At 69.7% G+C, this 20,277-nt stretch carries 15 protein-coding genes; 8 read left to right on the forward strand and 7 right to left on the reverse strand.

Annotated features, from left to right (window positions below; genetic code table 11):
• The first annotated feature begins 261 nt into the window (after window positions 1–261).
• From ispG to MKK49_RS04730, 3 genes are all read left to right on the forward strand, one after another.
• Window positions 262–1,569: a flavodoxin-dependent (E)-4-hydroxy-3-methylbut-2-enyl-diphosphate synthase gene (gene ispG / locus MKK49_RS04720; protein WP_244026905.1), complete on the forward strand. Its 1,308-nt coding sequence runs from the start codon at window positions 262–264 to the stop codon at window positions 1,567–1,569.
• A gap of 217 nt (window positions 1,570–1,786) precedes the next feature.
• A complete protein-coding gene (locus MKK49_RS04725) occupies window positions 1,787–3,733 on the forward strand; it encodes a potassium transporter Kup (protein WP_244026906.1) in 1,947 nt (648 codons plus the stop codon).
• Window positions 3,734–3,804: 71 nt separating this feature from the next.
• Window positions 3,805–4,971, forward strand: coding sequence for an ATP-binding protein (locus MKK49_RS04730; protein ID WP_244026907.1), 1,167 nt, complete (start codon window positions 3,805–3,807; stop codon window positions 4,969–4,971).
• 9 nt (window positions 4,972–4,980) lie between these two features.
• On the opposite strand, the gene MKK49_RS04735 is transcribed toward MKK49_RS04730, so the two are convergent.
• From MKK49_RS04735 to MKK49_RS04745, 3 genes are all read right to left on the reverse strand, one after another.
• Window positions 4,981–5,388 (reverse strand): GNAT family N-acetyltransferase, encoded by a 408-nt coding sequence (locus MKK49_RS04735; protein ID WP_244026908.1) that lies wholly within the window; start codon window positions 5,386–5,388, stop codon window positions 4,981–4,983.
• A gap of 16 nt (window positions 5,389–5,404) precedes the next feature.
• The gene (gene secA, locus MKK49_RS04740; RefSeq protein ID WP_244026909.1) at window positions 5,405–8,299 is read right to left on the reverse strand and encodes a preprotein translocase subunit SecA; all 2,895 of its coding nucleotides are present in this window, start codon (window positions 8,297–8,299) and stop codon (window positions 5,405–5,407) included.
• A 203-nt stretch (window positions 8,300–8,502) separates the two neighbouring features.
• On the reverse strand, window positions 8,503–8,841 hold the full coding sequence (locus tag MKK49_RS04745) for a hypothetical protein (RefSeq protein WP_244026910.1): 339 nt from the start codon (window positions 8,839–8,841) through the stop codon (window positions 8,503–8,505).
• 236 nt (window positions 8,842–9,077) lie between these two features.
• Between MKK49_RS04745 and MKK49_RS04750 the strand changes: the two genes are divergently transcribed.
• From MKK49_RS04750 to MKK49_RS04760, 3 genes are all read left to right on the forward strand, one after another.
• Window positions 9,078–9,971 (forward strand): peptidylprolyl isomerase, encoded by an 894-nt coding sequence (locus tag MKK49_RS04750; protein ID WP_244026911.1) that lies wholly within the window; start codon window positions 9,078–9,080, stop codon window positions 9,969–9,971.
• A 125-nt stretch (window positions 9,972–10,096) separates the two neighbouring features.
• Complete coding sequence (locus MKK49_RS04755; protein ID WP_056172651.1) at window positions 10,097–10,657, forward strand: DUF4337 domain-containing protein; 561 nt, start codon at window positions 10,097–10,099, stop codon at window positions 10,655–10,657.
• Between the two features lie 77 nt (window positions 10,658–10,734).
• A complete protein-coding gene (locus MKK49_RS04760; protein WP_244026912.1) occupies window positions 10,735–11,241 on the forward strand; it encodes a phosphate-starvation-inducible PsiE family protein in 507 nt (168 codons plus the stop codon).
• Between the two features lie 4 nt (window positions 11,242–11,245).
• Here MKK49_RS04760 and MKK49_RS04765 read toward each other — a convergent pair whose 3' ends face one another.
• The gene (locus MKK49_RS04765; protein WP_244026913.1) at window positions 11,246–13,564 is read right to left on the reverse strand and encodes a Tex family protein; all 2,319 of its coding nucleotides are present in this window, start codon (window positions 13,562–13,564) and stop codon (window positions 11,246–11,248) included.
• A 134-nt stretch (window positions 13,565–13,698) separates the two neighbouring features.
• On the opposite strand from MKK49_RS04765, the gene MKK49_RS04770 reads away from it, so the two are divergent.
• Window positions 13,699–14,811 carry a hypothetical protein gene (locus MKK49_RS04770; protein ID WP_244026914.1) on the forward strand — a complete coding sequence of 371 codons (1,113 nt, stop codon included), beginning with the start codon at window positions 13,699–13,701 and terminating at the stop codon, window positions 14,809–14,811.
• Window positions 14,812–14,824: 13 nt separating this feature from the next.
• On the opposite strand, the gene MKK49_RS04775 is transcribed toward MKK49_RS04770, so the two are convergent.
• Window positions 14,825–16,300 (reverse strand): glucan biosynthesis protein, encoded by a 1,476-nt coding sequence (locus tag MKK49_RS04775; RefSeq protein WP_244026980.1) that lies wholly within the window; start codon window positions 16,298–16,300, stop codon window positions 14,825–14,827.
• Window positions 16,301–16,527: 227 nt separating this feature from the next.
• Between MKK49_RS04775 and mdoH the strand changes: the two genes are divergently transcribed.
• A complete protein-coding gene (gene mdoH, locus MKK49_RS04780; RefSeq protein ID WP_279595328.1) occupies window positions 16,528–18,447 on the forward strand; it encodes a glucans biosynthesis glucosyltransferase MdoH in 1,920 nt (639 codons plus the stop codon).
• A 17-nt stretch (window positions 18,448–18,464) separates the two neighbouring features.
• Here the strand turns inward: mdoH and MKK49_RS04785 are convergent, their stop codons facing one another.
• Together MKK49_RS04785 and MKK49_RS04790 are read right to left on the reverse strand one after the other, a co-directional pair.
• The gene (locus tag MKK49_RS04785) at window positions 18,465–18,881 is read right to left on the reverse strand and encodes a hypothetical protein (protein ID WP_244026915.1); all 417 of its coding nucleotides are present in this window, start codon (window positions 18,879–18,881) and stop codon (window positions 18,465–18,467) included.
• A gap of 75 nt (window positions 18,882–18,956) precedes the next feature.
• Window positions 18,957–20,135, reverse strand: a complete 1,179-nt coding sequence (locus tag MKK49_RS04790; RefSeq protein ID WP_244026916.1) for a trans-sulfuration enzyme family protein — start codon at window positions 20,133–20,135, stop codon at window positions 18,957–18,959.
• Window positions 20,136–20,277 lie beyond the last annotated feature (142 nt).

Genomic DNA, 20,277 nt, shown 5'->3' on the forward strand with positions numbered 1-20,277 from the left:
CCATCCATCGACCGTCGGGATGAACTCGACATCTCGCCCTGGATCGGACATGGGATGGGGCTGACAAGAGACCAGCGCCCCTTGATCACCGACGGCGCGGGCTTGACGCCCGCCCACCGTCATCTCAGCTGAATGGTTGAGAGCGTAGACGAGAGGGCGTCGTGGACGCCACCGGCCGGATCGCCTGGCCGGGCCAGACGGCGCCCTCGCAGACGGAAGGCCGCCGAGCCGGCGGAGGTTCCGGGAGCGCACGGATCAACGATGGAAGCCATGGACGCGACCCCCGCCAACCCGATCAGCGGCACTGCCCCCGAGATCGCCGGTCCCAGCCCCCGCCACCGCACGGTCGGCGTCATGGTCGGGTCCGGGGAGGGCGCCGTCATGGTCGGCGGCGGTGCCCCCATCGTCGTGCAGTCGATGACCAACACCGACACCGCCGATATCGACGGTACAGTAGCGCAGGTGGCTCAGCTCGCGCGCGCCGGCTCGGAGCTCGTGCGCATCACCGTCGATCGCGACGAGGCGGCCGTGGCGGTGCCGAAGATTCGCGAGCGCCTCGACCGCATCGGCATCCACGTGCCCCTGGTCGGCGACTTCCACTACATCGGCCACAAGCTCCTCGCCGACCATCCGGCCTGCGCCGAGGCGCTCGCCAAGTACCGGATCAACCCGGGCAATGTCGGCTTCAAGGAGAAGAAGGACACGCAGTTCTCGACCATCGTCGAGCAGGCGATCCGCTACGGCAAGACCGTGCGCATCGGCGCCAACTGGGGCTCCCTCGACGAGGCGCTCCTGACCCACCTCATGGACGAGAACGCCAAGCTCCCACGGCCCATCGACGCCCGCGCGGTGATGCGCGAGGCCATGGTGCGCTCGGCGCTCTCCTCGGCCGAGCGCGCCGTGGAACTCGGCCTGCCGAAAGACCGGATCATCCTCTCGGCCAAGGTCTCGGCGGTGCAGGACCTCATTGCCGTCTACCGCGAGGTGGCGCGCCGCTCGGACTTCGCCATCCATCTCGGCCTCACCGAGGCCGGCATGGGTTCGAAGGGCCTCGTCGCCGCCTCGGCCGCCATCGGCGTGCTGCTGCAGGAAGGCATCGGCGACACCATCCGCTATTCGTTGACACCGGAGCCGGGCGGCGACCGCACCGTCGAGGTGAAGGCCGCGCAGGAACTCCTGCAGACCATGGGATTTCGGACGTTCGTACCGCTCGTGGCCGCCTGCCCGGGCTGTGGACGCACCACCTCCACGACCTTCCAGGAACTCGCCCGCGACATCCAGAACTGGATCGTCACGTCGATGCCCGAGTGGAAGAAGGCCTATCCGGGCGTCGAGGGTCTCAACGTCGCGGTGATGGGCTGCATCGTCAACGGTCCGGGCGAATCGAAGCACGCCGATATCGGCATCTCGCTCCCCGGCACCGGCGAGACCCCCACCGCCCCCGTCTTCATCGACGGCAAGAAGGCCATGACCCTGCGCGGGCCGACCCTCGCCAAGGATTTCGAGACCGTGGTGACCGACTACATCGAGCGCCGCTTCGGCTCCGGCGCCCGCAGCGCCGCGGAGTAATCTGCTTCGCAGCCCCTTCGGCGGCACGCGCCATGCCTGTTGGCCGAACGGCGATCCTCGGCAGGTTGCCGTTCTCGCGTGCTGCGCTGCGTGATAGCGTGAACGTAGACTAGTCCCTGCCGCCCGACACCGTCGGGACCGGCCCCGCCGTTCTTCGTGCGCTCCCGAGGGGACCTTGCGAAAGAACCGGGTTCGCAACACGTCGCGATCGAGCCGCATGACGCAATCCGCCATTCCGAGCGCGCCCGGTCCCACCCCCGAGGGCGGGGACCCTTCCGCGCCGGGCATCGAAACGGAGACGGGCCGCGCCCACGCGCCCGCCAGCCTGTGGACCCTGGTGCTCGGCTCCATCGGCGTCGTCTACGGCGATATCGGGACGAGCCCGCTCTACGCTTTCCGCGAGGCCCTGGTCTCGGCCCGCGCCGACGGCATTCTCCTGCGCGAGGAGGTGCTCGGCGTCGCCTCCCTGATCCTGTGGGCTCTGCTCCTCATCGTCACCATCAAGTACGTCGTCATTCTCATGCGGATGGACAACAACGGCGAGGGCGGCATCCTCTCGCTCATGGCCCTGGCCCGCTCGGCCCTCGGCGGCTCGCGCATCGTGTTCATGTTCGGCCTGCTCGGGGCCTCGCTGTTCTACGGCGACGCCATCATCACCCCCGCCATCTCGGTGCTGTCGGCGGTGGAGGGGCTGAAACTCGTCACCCCGGCCTTCGAGGCCTACGTGCTGCCCATCACCATCGCGATCATCGTGCCGCTGTTCCTCATCCAGAACCGGGGGACGGGGAAGGTCGCGACCTTCTTCGGACCGGTGATGGCCGTGTGGTTCGCCGCCATGGCGCTCGCCGCCCTGCCGCACATCTATGCGACGCCGGACGTGTTCTGGGCCATCAACCCGTACTACGCCCTGCATTACCTGCTCGGCCACGGCACCGGCGCCCTGGTGGCGCTGGGCGCGGTGTTCCTCGCGGTGACGGGCGCCGAGGCCCTGTTCGCCGATCTCGGGCATTTCGGCCGCCGGCCGATCCAGATCGCGTGGCTCTACCTCGTGGCGCCGTGCCTCGTGCTCAACTATTTCGGCCAGGCCGCCCTGGTGCTGGCGAAACCCGATACGACCGATCCGTTCTTCCAGCTCGTGCCCGAATGGGGCCTGCTGCCCATGGTACTGCTCGCCACCGCCGCCACGGTGACGGCGAGCCAGGCGGTGATCACCGGTGCCTTCTCCCTGTCGCGGCAGGCGATCCAGCTCGGCCTCCTGCCACGCCTGGAGATCCGCCACACCTCGGAATCGCATTCGGGGCAGATCTACCTGCCGCAGATCAACGCGCTCCTCATGGTCGGCGTGGTGATCCTGGCGATCCTGTTCCGCTCTTCCGCCGCCCTCGCCTCGGCCTACGGCATCGCCGTCACCGGCACGATGCTGATCACCGCGAGCCTCGCCTTCCTGGTGCTGTGGAAGACCTGGAAGTGGTCGCCGCTCGCCGCCGGCCTCGCGATCCTGCCGTTCGCCGCCCTCGAATTCCTGTTCCTCCTGTCGAACCTGCTCAAGGTGTTCGAGGGTGGCTACGTGCCCCTGCTGTTCGCCGGCGCCCTCATCGTCGTGATGTGGACCTGGGTGCGCGGAGTGGCGATCCTCATCAACAAGACCCGCAAGACCGACGTGCCGCTCGCCGAACTCGTCGGCATGCTGGAGAAGAGCCCGCCCCACCACGTGCGCGGCACGGCGGTGTTCCTCACGAGCGACCCCTACATCGCGCCGGCGGCCCTGCTGCACAATCTCAAGCACAACAAGGTGCTGCACGAGAAGAACGTGGTGCTCACGGTGGAAACCGTGGACACGCCCCGCGCCCGCGCGGCCGACCGCGTCCGCATCGAGCCCATCGGCCCGCACTTCTCCAAGGTGGTGATGAAGTTCGGCTACATGGAATCGCCCAACATCCCCCGGACCCTGACGCTCCTGAAGAAGCAGGGCTTCAAGTTCGACATCATGGCGACCTCGTTCTTCCTGTCCCGGCGCTCCATCCGACCGGCGGCCCATTCGGGCATGCCGCTGTGGCAGGACCGGATCTTCATCACGCTCGCCAAGAACGCCAACGACGCCACGGACTTCTTCCAGATTCCCACGGGGCGCGTGGTGGAAGTCGGGACCCAGGTGACGGTGTGAAGGCCGGCGCCCGACCCGTCTCCTGAGAGAATAACCTTGCAAATCCGGAATCAGATTCCATAAATGCAAGGATGATTGAGCGTCGCGTCGCGAACGACCTCCGACAGGCCCTCGGGCAATCGCCCGCCGTGGCCCTGCTCGGCCCGCGTCAGGTCGGCAAGACGACGTTGGCCCTCGACATCGGCGACGAGCGACCGTCCGTCTATCTCGACCTCGAAGCACCGTCCCACCGGGCCAAGCTCGCCGAACCCGAGCTTTACCTCGCCGGTCACGCGCACGCCCTCGTCATCCTCGACGAGGTCCACCGAGCGCCCGAACTGTTTCAGTCCCTGCGCGGCCTGATCGATCGCGGCCGCCGAATGGGCCTGCGGACGGGGAGGTTTCTGCTCCTCGGCTTCGCCTCCGTCGATTTGCTGAAGCAATCCGGGGAGAGTCTGGCCGGTCGCATCGCCTATCTCGAAATGTGTCCCGTGGATGGCCTCGAAGTGCCGGTTGGAGAGGTCGAGCGCCTCTGGATCAGGGGCGGCTTTCCCGACAGCTATCTGGCCGCGAGCGACCGGATCAGCCAGTCCTGGCGGCAGGACTTCATCCGGACCTATCTCGAGCGCGACGTTCCCCTGTTCGGGCCGCGCATCCCGGCCGAGACCCTGCGCCGTCTCTGGACCATGCTGGCTCATCGCCAGTCGGGCCTTCTCAATGCGTCCGACCTTGCTCGAGCGCTCGGCGTCGATGGCAAGACCGTGGCCTCCTACCTCGATCTCCTCGTCGATCTGCTGCTGGTGCGACGGCTGGAACCCTGGCACGCCAACATCGGCAAGCGCCTCGTCAAGTCGCCGCGCCTCTACATCCGCGACAGTGGTCTGGTCCACACGCTCCTGGGCCTCGGCACGCGGGAGGATGTCCTCGGTCACCCCGTGGCCGGTGCGAGTTGGGAGGGGTTCGTCATTGAGACGCTGATCGCGACAGCGCCCGCCGGAACGCAGGCGAACTTCTATCGCACGGCGGCGGGCGCGGAGGTCGATCTCGTCCTGACACTGCCGGGGCGGAAGCCCTGGGCCATCGAAATCAAGCGCAGCCTCAGCCCCAGCGTCGAGCGCGGCTTTCATCACGCCTGCGAGGATCTCGATCCCGAGCGCCGCATCCTCGTCTACCCGGGTACGGAGGCCTATCCGCAGGCGGAGGGCATCACGGTCATGCCGCTTCACGAGGCCGGCCGGGCCTTGCTCCAGGCTGCGTAGCTCCGATTCTCACACGTCCCGGTCGTACCGAAAAGCATCGGGCACCCGGGGCATGGCGATGCGCTCGTAGAAGGTGATGGCGTCGGGGGCGGCCGTCAGCAGGAGCGAGGCCTGCGGGCCGACGGCCGTGCGGGTCGCGGCGATCAGGCCCTGGCCGATGCCGAGCCCCTGCGCGGACGCGCACACGGCGAGATCCGACAGATAGGCGCAGAACGAAAAGTCGGTGAGGGTTCGCGCCACCCCCACGAGGGCGCCCTCGCGGCGGGCGGTGACGACGAGGTCGGCCGCCGCCAACATCCGGGACAATCGCGAAACATCGTCGGCGGGACGGCGCGGCGCCAATCCCGACTCGACGAGGACGCGGCGGAACTCCGCCACGTCGAGGTCCGGCTCGATGCCGTAAGCTGTCTCTGCCATGGGGATGGGCATGGGCTCAGGCGGCGAAGGCGCCGTGGCAGTGCTTGTACTTCTTGCCCGAGCCGCACGGGCAGGGCTCGTTGCGCGCGACCCGGCCCCACGTCGTGGCGTCCGTGGGGTCGCGCTCGAGGACGGCCGTGTCCGTGGGCATCGCCTGCGCGGCGTAGCCGTAGGCCGGCCCGGCCCCGCCGTCGCTGCCCGTGCCGCGACCCGAAAAGTCCATCTCGTTCTCGCCGGTGACGGGATCGAGGTGCTGGGCGAACATCGGCGGGAGGGCGGGCGAGGCGAACGGCGTCTCCTCGGACGCGGGGTCCTCGTACATGATCTCGATGCGCGCGAGCTGCTGGGTCACCTGCTCGCGGAGCGAACCGACGAGGCCGTTGAACAGGTCGAACGCCTCCGACTTGTACTCGTTCAGCGGATCGCGCTGGGCCACACCGCGCCAGCCCACCACCTGGCGCAGGTGGTCGAGGGTGACGAGGTGCTCGCGCCAGAGATGGTCGAGGGTCTGCAGGAGCACCTGCTTCTCGACATAGGTCATCACCTCGGGCGTGTTCTTCTCCGTGCGCGCCGCGTAGGCGTCGTCGGCGGCTTGGCGCAGGCGGTCGCGCATCTCCTCGTCGGCGATGCCCTCCTCCTTGGCCCAATCCTCCACCGGCACGTCGAGGTTGAGCACCGTCTGGACGCGCTCGCGCAGACCCTCGACGTCCCACTGCTCGGCATAGGCGTTCTCGGGGACGTGGACCGCGACGAGATCGTCGACGACGCCGTGGCGCATCTCGTCGACGGTGTCGCGCACGCTGTCCTGGCCCATGAAGTCGCGACGCTGCTCGAACACCACCTTGCGCTGGTCGTTCATGACGTTGTCGTACTTGAGCACGTTCTTGCGCATGTCGAAGTTGCGCGCCTCGACCTTCTGCTGCGCCTTCTCGATGGCCTTGTTGATCCAGGGGTGGATGATCGCCTCGCCCTGCTCGAGGCCCAGCCGCGTCAGCATCCCGTCCATGCGGTCGGACCCGAAGATCCGCATGAGGTCGTCCTGGAGCGACAGGTAGAATTTCGAGCGGCCGGGGTCGCCCTGGCGGCCGGAGCGGCCGCGCAGCTGGTTGTCGATGCGGCGGGATTCGTGACGCTCGGTGCCGATGATGTAGAGGCCGCCCGGCAGGGCCTTCTTGCGGCCCGCTTCCGGATCGGCCGGCTCGCCCGAGGCCAGCACCTTCTCGCGGTACTCGGCGATCTCGGCCTTGATCGCCTCGATCCTGGCCTCGCGCTCCGCGCCTTCGGGGATGCCCGCGAGCTCCTTCTCGACGCGCATCTCAACGTTGCCGCCGAGTTTGATGTCGGTGCCGCGCCCGGCCATGTTGGTCGCGATGGTGATGGCGCCGGGCACGCCGGCCTCCGCCACGATGTAGGCCTCCTGCTCGTGGAAGCGGGCGTTGAGCACGGCGAAGCGCTTCGTCACCCGGCCCTCGCGCGCAGCGGCGTAGACGTCGGTGAGCGCGTTGAGATCCGAGTAGTCGAGCGGCGTGAAGCCGGCCTTGGTCAGCATCTCGGCCAGATGCTGCGACTTCTCGATGGAGCCGGTGCCGACGAGGATCGGCTGATGGCGTGCATGCGCCTTCTCGATCTCCGCGATGATGCCGTCGTACTTCTCACCCACCGTGCGGTAGACCTCGTCGTCCTCGTCGACGCGCTCGACCTCCTTGTTGGTCGGGATGTCGACCACTTCGAGCTTGTAGATCTCAGCGAACTCGTCGGCCTCCGTCGAGGCCGTGCCGGTCATGCCGGCGAGGTTGGTGTAGAGGCGGAAGTAGTTCTGGAAGGTGATCGAGGCGAGCGTCTGGTTCTCGGGCTGGATCGTGACCCGCTCCTTGGCCTCCAGGGCCTGGTGCAGGCCTTCCGAGTAGCGCCGGCCCTGCATCATGCGGCCGGTGAACTCGTCGATGATCACCACCTCGTCGTTCTTGACGATGTAGTCCTTGTCCAGGGTGAACAGGGTGTGGGCGCGAAGCGCTTGGTTCACGTGGTGGACGAGGGAGACGTTGTGCGCGTCGTAGAGGTCGCCCTCCTTCAGCAGATCCGCTCCGCGTAAAAGGTCCTCGATGAACTCGTTGCCGCTCTCGGTGAGCGAGACCGTGCGCTGCTTCTCGTCGAGGTCGTAATGCTCGCGCTCCAGATGCGGCATCAGCGCATCGACGGAGACGTAGAGTTCCGAGCGGTCGTCCACTGGCCCGGAGATGATGAGCGGGGTGCGCGCCTCGTCGATGAGGATCGAATCGACCTCGTCCACGATCGCGAAATTATGGCCGCGCTGGGCGAGCTGGCCGAGCTCGTACTTCATGTTGTCGCGCAGGTAGTCGAACCCGAACTCGTTGTTGGTGCCGTAGGTGATGTCGCAGGCGTAAGCCGCCTTGCGCTGCTCGTCGTCGAGGCCGTGCACGATGGTGCCGACGGTGAGGCCGAGGAAGCGGTAGACCCGGCCCATCCACTCGGCGTCGCGCGAGGCGAGGTAGTCGTTGACCGTCACCACGTGGACGCCGAGCCCGGACAGCGCGTTGAGGTAGACCGGCAGGGTCGCCACCAAGGTCTTGCCCTCGCCCGTGCGCATCTCGGCGATGCCGCTCTCGTGCAGCACCATGCCGCCGATGAGCTGCACGTCGAAGTGGCGCTGGCCGAGCGCGCGCTTGGCGGCTTCGCGGACGGTGGCGAAGGCGGGAATCAGGATATCGTCGAGGGACTTGCCGGCGGCGAGTTCGCCCTTGAGCATGTCGGTGCGGGCGCGCAGATCCGCGTCGGACAGGCTGGCGAGCTGCGGCTCCAGGGCGTTGATCTCGGCCACACGGGGACGGTAGCCCTTCACGCGCCGGTCGTTGGACGAGCCGAAAATCTTCTTGGCGAGGGCACCGAGCATCGTGAACCTACGGTCGATCGAAAAGCGTGAAGGCGAATGTTGGCCGGGCTTATAGAGGTAAATATTGCCCGACGCATCCGAAAGAGCCGCGCCTGTCGATCGTTGTCGTGAGGTCCCGGGGATCACCGTCGGGGGAGGAAACATGGGCGCCGCGTTCGCGCCGATGCCGTTGAGCTCCCTCCGACCGTGCCCGCCGGGAGCGGTCAGTTGATCTCGCAGAATCCCGCGCCGGAGCCGACGATCCGCCCTTTTTCGCACCAGACCTGCCCCGTACGGGTGTCCCGGACGGATGCGGTCGCGACCGGGGCTGCGGCGATCTGGGCTGCGGCGACCGGGGCGGCCACGGGCGGGGTCGGGCGCGGCATCGCCAGGCTCGCAGCGGGTTCCTCACGCACCGCCGGCTCGGAGCGGATGCTGCCGGTGGCGGTGGGGACGAAGGCGATGCCCGGGCCGCGGCGCCCGCGTGCCTCGGCATCCGAAGCGGCAAGGACCGGGATCGCGCCGAAGAGGATCAAACCAAGGGTGACCGGATTTGCACGCACGCGACATCTCCCCGGAAAAGTCCAATCGAGAGCTTACGGCCGGACCCGTTAACGCCGCCTCGCCGCGACCGCGCGGATGCGACGGATCGGGCCCGCCCTGCTTGCCATCGGGTTCGACGCACGCCACCTGTGTCGGCGCGAAACGCGCGGCCTTTCCGGCCGCCACCGCCTCGCACCGATCCCGGCCATTCAGAAGTCGGGGATGCGGCGGGGTGCCATTCCCGAAGGACGCCGCGATGCCGATCACCCACGCCCTCCTGCGCACCAGCGCCCTCGCGCTGCTCCTGGCCGCCCCCCTGACTGCGGCCCACGCGCAGCAGCCCGCCCTCCCGGCGCCGGCGGCCCCCGCGGCGCCCGTTGCGCCCGAGACGGTGGTGGCGAAGGTGAACGGCGCTCCGATTACCCAGGGCGATCTCGCCATCGCGTCGGACGACCCGGCCCTGTCCCTGCCGGGCGTGGACGACGCGCAGAAGAAGAACCTCCTGGTCGACTACATGATCGACCTCAAGGTCGGCGCGCAGGCCGCCGACGCGGCCAAGGTCGCCGAGGCGCCGGACTTCCAGCGCAAGCTCGCCTATTTTCGCGATAAGCTCCTCCTCGACGAGTACCTCGAGCGCGAGGCCAAGAAGGCGGTGACGCCGGAGGCCGCCAAGGCCCTCTACGAGCAGACCGTGAAGGCGATGAAGCCGGACGAGGAGGTCCATGCCCGCCACATCCTCGTCGACAACGAGGACGACGCGAAGAAGATCGCGGCGCGCATCAAGGGCGGCGAGGACTTCGCCAAGGTCGCGGGCGAGGCCTCGAAGGACCCGGGCTCGAAGGCCGAGGGCGGCGATCTCGGCTGGTTCACCAAGGAGCGCATGGTGGCGCCCTTCGCCGAGGCGGCGTTCAAGCTCAACGCCGGTCAGGTGTCGGACCCGATCAAGACCCAGTTCGGCTGGCACGTCATCAAGGTCGAGGAGAAGCGGGTGAAGCCGGTGCCGACCTTCGCCGAGATGAAGGAGCAGGTCGAACAGTACATCACCCGCAAGACCCAGCAGGATCTCATCCTCAAGCTGCGCGAGGCCGCCAAGGTCGAACGCACGGCCGCCGCCCCCGCCGAGGTGAAGGGCGAGCCCAAGAAGCCCTGAGGCGGCACCCCGGAAACGGTGCCGCCGTCCGTCACGGGCGGCGCCGTTTCAGGGAGGCGCTCGTTTGTGGTTGCGCTTGGCCCCCGGATCGGCTGTGACTGCGGCCGTCGAATCGAGGGGGCAGCATGTCGGGTGGTCACGGTGGCGGTGGGAGTTCCAACAAGCGCGTGGCGCTGCTGATCTCGGTGCTGGCGCTGTTCCTGGCGCTCGCCGAGACCCTGGCCAAGGGCGCGCAGACGGAGGCGCTCAGCGCCAACGTCGAATCGTCGAACCAGTGGGCCTACTTTCAGGCCCGCACCATCCGCGGCACGATTCTCAAGACCGCCGACGAGACCCTGGCCCTGCTGCCGCCGGACGCCGCGAATTCGGAAGCGATCAAGGCCAAGCGCGCCGAGTGGGCCAAGACCATGGCCCGCTGGGACAGCGAGCCCGCCACCGGCGAGGGGCGCAAGGAACTCAGCGAGAAAGCCCGGCACGCCCAGGAGGTGCGCGACAAGGCGCTCCACCGCTACCACCATTACGAGTTCGGCTCGGCCGCCTTCCAGATCGGCATCGTGCTCGCCTCGGCCGAGGTGATCACCGGCATCGCGGCCCTGGTCTTCGGCGGTGCCCTTATCGGGCTCGCCGGGTTGGCCATGCTCGGCTTCGGCCTCTACGCGCCGCACGTGCTGCCGTTCTTTCACTGACACTCGACAACATGTCGGTTTGCCTGCCAAGTTCCCCCTGCGACCGGTGATTGAGTCCGGCGCCGGGGTGGAGCGCCATGGCGGACGACGCGGAGGAAGAGAGCCGGCTCACGCGGGCCTCCGGCTTCCTGTTCATGCACACGGAGCACGCGGTCTACGCCGTGCTCGGCATCCTGCTCGCGGCCACCGCGATCCTGGCGCTCGTGGACGCCACCGGGCTCCTCGTCGGGGCGATCCGCGAGCTCGGCGGATCGGCCAAGCTCCTCGAGATCGTCGACCGGCTCCTGTTCCTGCTGATGCTGGTGGAGATCCTGCACACGGTGCGGGTGTCCATGCGCTCGGGCAAGCTCACCTGCGAGCCCTTCCTCATCGTCGGCCTCATCGCCTCGATCCGGCGGGTGCTGGTGATCACCCTGCAATCGTCCGAGGTGATGCACGGCCCCCTCACGCCGGAGCGCGAGGCGCTGTTTCGCGCCTCGATGATCGAGCTCGGCGTGCTCGCCGGGCTCATCCTCGTGATGGTGCTGTCGATCTTCCTCCTGCACCGCGCCCGCGACGACCAGCAGGTGGCAGGTCAGGAATAGGCGCTCAGCGCCGTGGTTTGGCCTCGGCCGCCCGGCGCAGGGCCTCCGCCATGGCCCCGCCGGGTTCCGCCCCGGCCTTCGGCGGCGGGGCGGCCTGCATCCGCGCCGGGACCGGGCGCTCCTCGCGCCGGCCGGGGCGGGGCGCTTGTTCGTCGTCCGAGCGCATGGAGAGGGCGATGCGCTTGCGGCCCGGATCGACCTCGACGACGCGCACCTGAACCACGTCACCCGGTTTGACCACCTCGCGCGGGTCCTTCACGAAGCGGTCGGCGAGCACCGAGATATGCACCAGCCCGTCCTGGTGCACGCCGATATCCACGAAGGCGCCAAAGGCGGCGACGTTGGTGACCACGCCCTCCAGGCGCATGCCGGGCTTGAGGTCGGTGATCTTCTCGACACCGTCCTGGAAGGTCGCCGTCCTGAAGGCCGGGCGCGGATCGCGGCCGGGCTTCTCCAGTTCCGAAAGAATGTCGGTGACGGTGGGCAGGCCGAAGGTCGCGTCCGTGAACGTTTTCGGGTCGAGACTGCGGAGCGTGCTCGCATTGCCGATGACCGCCTGGATCGGCTGGCCGGCGGCGGCGAGAATCCGGCGCACCACCGGGTAGGCTTCCGGGTGGACGCCCGAGGCGTCGAGGGGGTCGGTGCCGTCGCGGATGCGCAGGAAGCCGGCGGCGAGCTCGTAGGCCTTCGGCCCGAGCCCGGCGACCTTCTTGAGCGCGACGCGGCTGCGGAACGGGCCGTTGGCATCGCGGTGGACGACGATGTTGGAGGCGACCCGCTCCGTGAGTCCCGACACCCGGGCCAGCAGCGGCGCGGAAGCGGTGTTCACATCCACACCCACACCGTTCACGCAATCCTCGACGACGGCGTCGAGGGAGCGCGAGAGTTTTCCCTCCGCCAGATCGTGCTGGTACTGCCCGACGCCGATGGCCTTGGGCTCGATCTTCACGAGTTCGGCGAGCGGGTCCTGCAGGCGCCGGGCGATGGAGACGGCGCCGCGGATCGACACGTCGAGGTCGGGCAGCTCGGCGCTGGCATAGGCCGAGGCCGAGTAGACCGAGGCGCCGGCCTCCGAGACCATCACCTTGGTGAGCTTCAGGTCGGGCTGCTTGGCAATGAGTTCGGCGGCAAGCTTGTCGGTCTCGCGCGACGCCGTGCCGTTGCCGATGGCGACGAGTTCGACCCCGTGGGCGCGGCACACCTTCGCCAGGGCCATGAGGGCGCCGTTCCAGTCCCGGCGCGGCTCGTGCGGGTAGATCGTGTCGGTGGCCACCACCTTGCCGGTGGCATCCACCACCGCGACCTTCACGCCCGTGCGAAAGCCCGGATCGAGGCCGAGGGTCGGCCGCGCGCCGGCCGGTGCGGCGAGGAGCAGATCGCGCAGGTTGCCGGCGAACACCCCGACCGCGCCGGTCTCGGCCACGGCCCAGAGGCGGGCGCGCAGGTCCGTGTCGATGCTGGGCTTGAGCTTCGTCCGCCACGTCCGGCGCACGGTCTCCAGGAGGAAAGCGTCGCCCGGCCGGCCGGCGTCCCGCACCCCGAAGGCTTTGGCGATGCGCAGTTCCTGCGCGGAGGGCTGGCCCTTGGCCGGCACGTCACCCACGGCATCGGTCAGGTCGAGGTCGAGCACCTCCTCCTTCTCGCCCCGGAACAGGGCGAGGATGCGGTGCGAGGGCAGGCGGGTCAGGGGTTCGGCGAACTCGAAATAGTCGGCGAACTTTTCGCCGGCCGCCGCCTTGCCCGTCTTCACCGTGGAGACCATCCGGCCGCGTTGCCAGCCCGTCTCGCGCAAGCCGCCCACCAGTTCGGGGTCCTCGCTGAAGCGCTCCATGAGGATCGACCGCGCGCCCTCCAGGGCGGCGTCGGCGTCCGCGACGCCCTTGGCGGCATCGACATAGGCCCTGGCCGCCGCCTCCGGCACCTGCTCGGGCCGGGCCAGGAGAGTGTCGGCCAGGGGTCCGAGGCCGGCCTCGCGCGCGATCTGAGCCTTGGTCCGGCGCCTCACCCGGAACGGCAGGTAGAGGTCCTCCAGCCGCGCCTTGGTGTCGGCGGCGAGGATGCGGGCGCGCAAGGGCGCGTCGAGCTTGCCCTGGGCCTCGATGCTCTCCAGCACCGCCGCGCGCCGCGCTTCCAGCTCGCGGAGATACGACAAGCGCTCTTCCAGGGTGCGCAGCTGCGTGTCGTCGAGGGTGCCGGTGACCTCCTTGCGGTAGCGCGCCACGAACGGGACCGTGGCCCCGCCGTCGAGGAGGTCGACGGCGGCCTTCACCTGCCACTCGGCCACGCCGAGTTCGGTGGCGAGGATTGCGTTGATGGCGGCCATGCAGCGTCTCCCGGTGGGGCTGGGGTGTCTACAGGGCGGTGCGCCGGGCGGTCAAACGCCCGCACCATCCCTGGACAACGCCGCGATCCCGGCAGACACTTTCGTCAAAGAATAAACGCGTCGGGGAGGTCGTCATGAAGCTCGGGCTTGGGCTCGCCGTGCTGTGGCTCGCGCTCACGGGGGCAGCCGCGGCGGAACCGCCGACGTTCCAGGTCGATCCGGCTTGGCCCAAAACCCTGCCGAACAACTGGATCATGGGGCAGGCCTCCGGCGTCGCCGTGGATGCCGAGGACCACATCTGGGTGGTGCAGCGCCCCCGCACCCTCACGGACGACGAGAAGGCCGCGAGCCTCGATCCACCGCGCACCAAGTGCTGCGTGCCGGCCCCGCCGGTGCTGGTGTTCGATCAGGCCGGCAGCCTGATCCGGTCCTGGGGCGGCCCGGGGGAGGGCTACGACTGGCCGCAGAACGAGCACGGCATCCACATCGATCACAAGGGCTTCGTGTGGCTCGCCGGCAACGGCGATCAGGACGGGCTGATCCTGAAGTTCACGCCGGAGGGCAAGTTCGTCCTGCAGATCGGCAAACAGGGTCCGCAGACCAACAGCCTCGACACCACCCGCCTCGGCCGGCCCGCCGCCATGCAGGTGGACCCGGAGACCAACGAACTCTACGTGGCCGACGGCTACTACAACCACCGGGTCATCGTGTTCGACGCCGAGACCGGCGCGTTCAAGCGGATGTGGGGCGCCTACGGCCGGCCGCCGACCGACGAGGCCCTGCCGCCCTACGATCCGGCCGCTGCCCCGGCCCAGCAGTTCCGCAATCCCGTCCACTGCGTGCAGATCGCCCGCGACGGCCTCGTCTACATCTGCGACCGCGCCAACGACCGGGTGCAGGTGTTTCACAAGGACGGCCGCTTCGTGAAGGAGTTCTTCGTCGAGAAAGACACCCGCGCCAACGGCTCGGTCTGGGAGCTCGCCCTGTGGCCCGACGCGGACCAGACCTACCTCCTCAATGCAGACGGCGCCAACAACGAGGTCCGCACCCTCAGGCGCGACACCGGCGCGGTGGTGGGCGCCTTCGGCCGCAACGGCCGCATGGCCGGCGATTTCCACTGGGTCCACAACCTCGCCATCGATTCGAAGGGCAACGTCTTCACCACGGAGGTGGACACCGGCAAGCGCGCCCAGAAATTCGTGTTCCGGGGCGACATGGTCCTGCGCAAGCGCGCCCCGGCCCCGTGACCCGCGCCGGCCCTCAGGCCGCCGCGTCCCAGGTCTCCGTGATCGCCCGGCCGGAAAGCAGCAGCCGGGCGCGGAGCACGATGTCGCCGGCCGGCCGGGCGGCGGGCGGGCGCCACTCGACGTAGAGGCGCCAGCCCCCGGTCTGGGGCACGAACTCGATGAACGGGTCCACGAGGGTGCCGGCGCTCGCCGAGATGTCGGCGGTGAGGGGGGCCGCCGGATCGCGGGGCAGGCCGGGGCCCTCGAAATCCACCGCGTAGAGGCGCCGGCCCGGGTTCGGCGGCGTGGTCGGACGCAGGCGCTCGGCCGAGCCGACCCGGGTCGAGACCACGCGGGCCAGCGTCCCCGGCACGGCCGCCGTCGGCTCCGCGCCCACCGTGGTCAGGGTGTAGCGCAGGGGCAGGGGGCGCCCCGCCGCGACGGGGGCTTCGGCCACGAAGGCCGCCACGATGTTGTCCATGTACTCCTCGCGCGACGGGATCTCGAAGAGCTGCACGGCGCCCGCGCCGAACCCCGCTTCCGGAGTCACCCACAGACCCGGCCGGAATTCGTGCCGGGCCTGGACGTCGAGATAGGCGGCAAAATTCCGTTCGCGCTGGAGGAGCCCGAACCCGTCGAGGGGATCGACGGCGAAGGCCGAGACCTGCGGGTCGCGGCGCCCGTTCACCAGGGGCCGCCACATTCGGTCGCCCCGGGTCGCCACGGCGAGGCCATCGGAATCGTGGACCTGGGGGCGGAAATCGTCGAAGGGCTCGGCGCCCGGCGCGCCCGGCCCGTTCTGCCCGTGCAGGAACATGCTGGTCAGCGGCGCCAGCCCGAGACGGTCGATGGCCTTGCGCGGGTGGAGCGAGGCCTCGACCCGCATGATTGAGGGATCGCCCGGCGCGACGACGAAGCGGTAGGCCCCCGTCAAGCTCGGGGATTCGAGGAGCGCCAGAATCTCGATCGTGCGGGCGTCGTCCTTCGGCTCGCAGATCCAGAACGCGGTGAAATCCGGAAACTCCTCCGCGCCCGGGCCGCCCGTGCGGATTGCCGCCCCCCGCGCCGACAGGCCGTATTCCTGGCCCTTGCCGCGCAGGCGGAAATACGAGGCGCCGAGGAAGACCAGGAATTCTTCCTGGTCGCCGGGCCGGGCGTCGTCGAAGGCGTAGTGCAGGCGAAAGCCCGCGAAGCCGAGATCGGCCGGGAAAGTCTGGCCCTGCAACGTGGGACCGAGGTCGAACAGGTCCGAGCCGTACGCGATGGGCTTCGACGGCCCCTCGGCCGGCTGCAGGTAGAGGTCCACCCGCTTGGCCTGCAGGAAGCCGCGATGGAAGAGCTGGGCCGAGAAGTGAGGCCCCAAGCGCGGGCTCGCCGCGGGACGAAACGTGATCGCCCGGTAGGCGTCGTAGGTCAGGGCCTTGAGGGCGGGCGGCAGGTCGTCCGGGCGCGGCTGGTAAGGGTCGGCCGCGAGCGCCTTCGCCCGCTCGGCGAGATCCGCGAAGGTCATGCGCGCCGTCCGGTCGGGGAGGGGGGCGGCCGATGTTCGGCCGGCATTCAGATCGGTGATACTAGGCAGGAGCATGCCCGTGGCCGCGCCGAGCGTCTGAAGGGCTTGCCGCCGCGAGACGGGGCCGGCCGGTCCGTTCCCGTCCCCATCGTTGCCATCGCCCATCGTGTGCCTGTCCCCGTGATCGGGCATCGCTCGGCTCCCCTCGCACGAGAGTCCCGCGCCCCATGTCCCAGCGGTTGTCGCACGACGCTCCGGCAGTCGAAATCCCAGGCCGCGAAATCCCAGGCCGCGAGATCCCGAATGGATCGGAGTCGGAGCGCTCCCTGCTCGGGCGCCGGCTGATGCTGGCCGGGCCGACCCTGGCGACGGCCGCCCTCATCGCGACCCTGGCGGCGATGGCCTACGGCCCGCCGGCCGGGTGGCTCGCCGGCACCGTCCTCGTCCTGTTCTGCCTGGTGATGGCCTGGCAGTCGTTCGTCGCCTGGCAGTACGTCTACGGCCTCGTCGCGGATACGCTCGGCGACAAGGCGAAGTCGGACCTCGAGATCCGCTCCCTGACCGTGCCGGCGAAGGCCTCGGGCCGGAGCCGGACGGCCGCCGTGGTCGCCATCCACGCCGAGGACGCCGTGGCGGTGTTCGCGGCGCTCCGGGTCATGGCCCGCTCGCTCCAGCGCGAGGGCGGCGACGGCTCCGATATCGACCTGTTCGTCCTGTCCGACACCCGTGACGGCGCCATCGCGGCGGTCGAGGAGCACGAATTCGCCCGCATCACCGCCTGGGCGGCCCAGAACGGCCCCGGCCTGCCACGCCTGCGCTACCGTCGCCGCCGGGACAATGCCGGGCGGAAAGCCGGCAACATCGCCGAGTTCTGCCGGACCTACGGGCCCGAGTACGACTTCATGATCGTGCTCGATGCCGACAGCCTCATGACCGGGGCGGCCATGCGCCGCCTCGCCCGGCTGATGGAGGAGAGCCCCCGCGTCGGCCTGATCCAGACCGTGAGCTACGCCACCGGGCGCGACACCCTGTTCGCCCGCATCCAGCAATTCGCCGTGCGGCTCTACGCGCCCCTCTCCATCCGCTGCCTGGAGACGTGGCAGGGACCGGATGGGAGCTACTGGGGCCACAACGCGATCGTGCGGGTCGAGGCCTTCGCCAACAACGCCGAACTTCCCGTCCTGCCGGGCAAAGCCCCCTTGGGCGGCGAGATCCTGTGCCACGACATCGTCGAGGGAGCGTTGCTTCGCCGGGCCGGCTGGGAGGTGCGCCTGCTGCCCGAGATGGGCGGGACCTGGGAGGAAATGCCGACGAACCTCGTCGATCTCCTCGGCCGCGAGCGCCGCTGGTGCCAGGGCAACATGCAGCATCTGCGCGTCGTCCCCATGCCGGGGCTGCGCCCCGCCAGCCGCTGGCATCTCGCCGTCGGCATCCTGTCCTACATGGCCTGCCCGCTCTGGGTGGCGTTCCTGACGCTCGCCACCATCCAGGCCGCGACGACGGGCGACCTCGGCCTCCTGGGCTACGGCCTCACCGGTACGGGGGCGGCTGCCCATGCCCTGGCGCTGGCGGTGCTGACCGTCCTGGCGCTCCCGAAACTCCTGAGCCTCGGCCATGTCCTCGCCTCGGCCGAGCGCCGGGCGGCCTTCGGCGGCACCGCCTCGCTCCTGAAGAGCGCCGCCCTGGAACAGGTCGTGTGGGTGCTGCTCTGGCCGGTGATGACCCTGTTCGCAGCGGGCGCCGTCGCCACCACCTTCGTCGGGCGCGTGGTGCGCTGGGACGCCCAGGTCCGTGACGACCGCCGGGTGCCGTGGGCGGAGGCCTGCCGGCTCCAGGTCGACACCCTCGTGGCCGGTGGCCTGCTGGTCGGACTTCTCGCCTATGCCGCCGACCCGTGGCTCGCCCTGTGGATGGCGCCCGTGGCCCTCGGACTCCTGTCGAGCCCGGCCCAGAGCGTGCTGACGAGCCGGGCCGATCTCGGCCGGCGGGCGCAGGAGCGGGGCCTGTTCCTCACCGTCGACGACACGGACCGCGCGCCCGACCTCGTCGCCCTGGCCCAGGCCCGGGGCGGCACCGAGTCTCGGCCGGACCGGTCATACCTCGCCGAGACTGCGACCCTGCGGGCCAGCGAGGCTCCGGTGTCCTGAGCGGTCCGCCGGCACGTTCAGCGCGCCGGTTTACCCAGGACATCGATCGGGTCCGTGCGCTGGCTCGGGCTCGGCTCCTTGGTGACGCTGTCGCCGCTTGCCTTGCCATCGGACTTCATGCCCGTGCCGCTGGCGAGTTCGAGGCAGGTCACCATCTCGACGTAGGAGGGAAATCCTCCGGCCTCGAACTGCTTCTCGCACTGGCGCTTGGCCGCCGGGGTGAACTCGTCCCAACGGCGCTCGACTTCGTCATGGGCCGAGCGCTCCGAGCGCAGGCAACCGTCCTTGCTGGCGTTGTCGTTCACGCCGGCCGAGGCGGCGGATCGACAGGTCTTCTCGATGTCGAGGCTCGGCGGGCCATCCGCCGCTCCGGCGGGCCCCATCGTCAGCAACAGGGCCGCGAATCCGGTCAGCAGGGATTGGGTGTTCGTCATCACGGGTCTTTCAGGGTGAATCGCTCTGACCGACAACGCGATGCCCCGGAATTGGCCCCGTGCAGCCCCTGAAAATCATGTCCGGTCGGGTGCCTCCCCGCCCCGCAGGGCCGCGTCGAGGTCCTCGAACAGGTCGTCGACAGCCTCGATGCCGACGGACAGGCGCAGGAGATCGGGCGGGCAGGGCGAGCCCGGCCCCTCGACGGAAGCCCGGTGCTCGATGAGGCTCTCGACGCCGCCGAGCGAGGTCGCCCGCTTCCACAGGCGCACCCGGGCGGCGGTGGCGATGGCCGCCGCTTCGCCGGCCGCGACGCGGATCGACAGCATGAAGCCGAAGCCCCCCTCCATCTGGCGCGCGGCCACCGCGTGGCCGGGATCGTCGGGCAGGCCCGGATAGAGCACGGCGCTCACCGCAGGATGGGCCGCGAAGCGCCGGGCGAGGTCTGCGGCCGAGGCCGATTGAGCGGCGGCCCTGAGCGGCAGGGTGCGTAAGGAACGCATGAGCAGGTAGGCCTCGAACGGCCCGAGGATGGCGCCGCCGCCGGCGCGGATCGCGACCAGTCGCGCCCAGAACTCGTCCGCCTCGGCACCGGCGAGGACGCCCGCGACCACGTCCGAATGCCCGTTGAGGATTTTTGTGGCCGAATGCATCACGATGTCGGCCCCCAGCGTCAGGGGCCGGGTGTGGATCGGCGAGGCGGCGGTGGAATCCGCCGCGAGCCGCGCCCCGGCCGCGTGGGCGAGGCGGGCGGCGGCGGCGATGTCGGTGACGGTCCAGAGCGGGTTGCCCGGCGTCTCGATCCAGACGAGCTTCGTCGTGCCCGGCCGCAGTGCCGCGCGCAGGGCGTCGAGGTCGTCCATGGCGACGAAGTCGACCGTGATCTGGCGCCGGGGCATCTCCTCGCGGAGCCAGCGCTTGAGCGCCCAGTACATGACGAGGGGGGCGACGACGTGGTCGCCGGGCTCCAGGGCCGTGAACACGGCGGTCGCCGCCGCCATGCCGGAGCCGAACAGCAGCGCCCCGGCCGGGGCCTCCTCCAGCATGGCGATGACGGCTTCCGCCTCGCGCACGGTGGCGTTGTCGGGCCGGGCGTAGGAGAAGCCCGATGCATAGCCGTTGTCGGGATCGCGCAGGAAGGTCGTGGAGACATGGAGCGGCGCCACCACCGCCCGGGTCACCGGATCGATCCGCCCCATGGCCTGGGCCGCGAGGCTGCGGGCCTGGAAGGGGCGGGGGGCGGCTTCGTCGGGCATGGGTCCTGTCCGTTCTCGTCGGTCTGGGAAGGTCCGTAGAGGCCCCCGCGAAGCCGTCCTGGCGACGCCACCGGTCCGTGGCACACACCCGTTGCGGGTCCGGGCCGGGGGCCGGCCTCATGAAACCATGGCCCCTCGAACG

Source organism: Methylobacterium sp. J-090 (genome assembly GCF_022829345.1).
Lineage (GTDB): Bacteria > Pseudomonadota > Alphaproteobacteria > Rhizobiales > Beijerinckiaceae > Methylobacterium.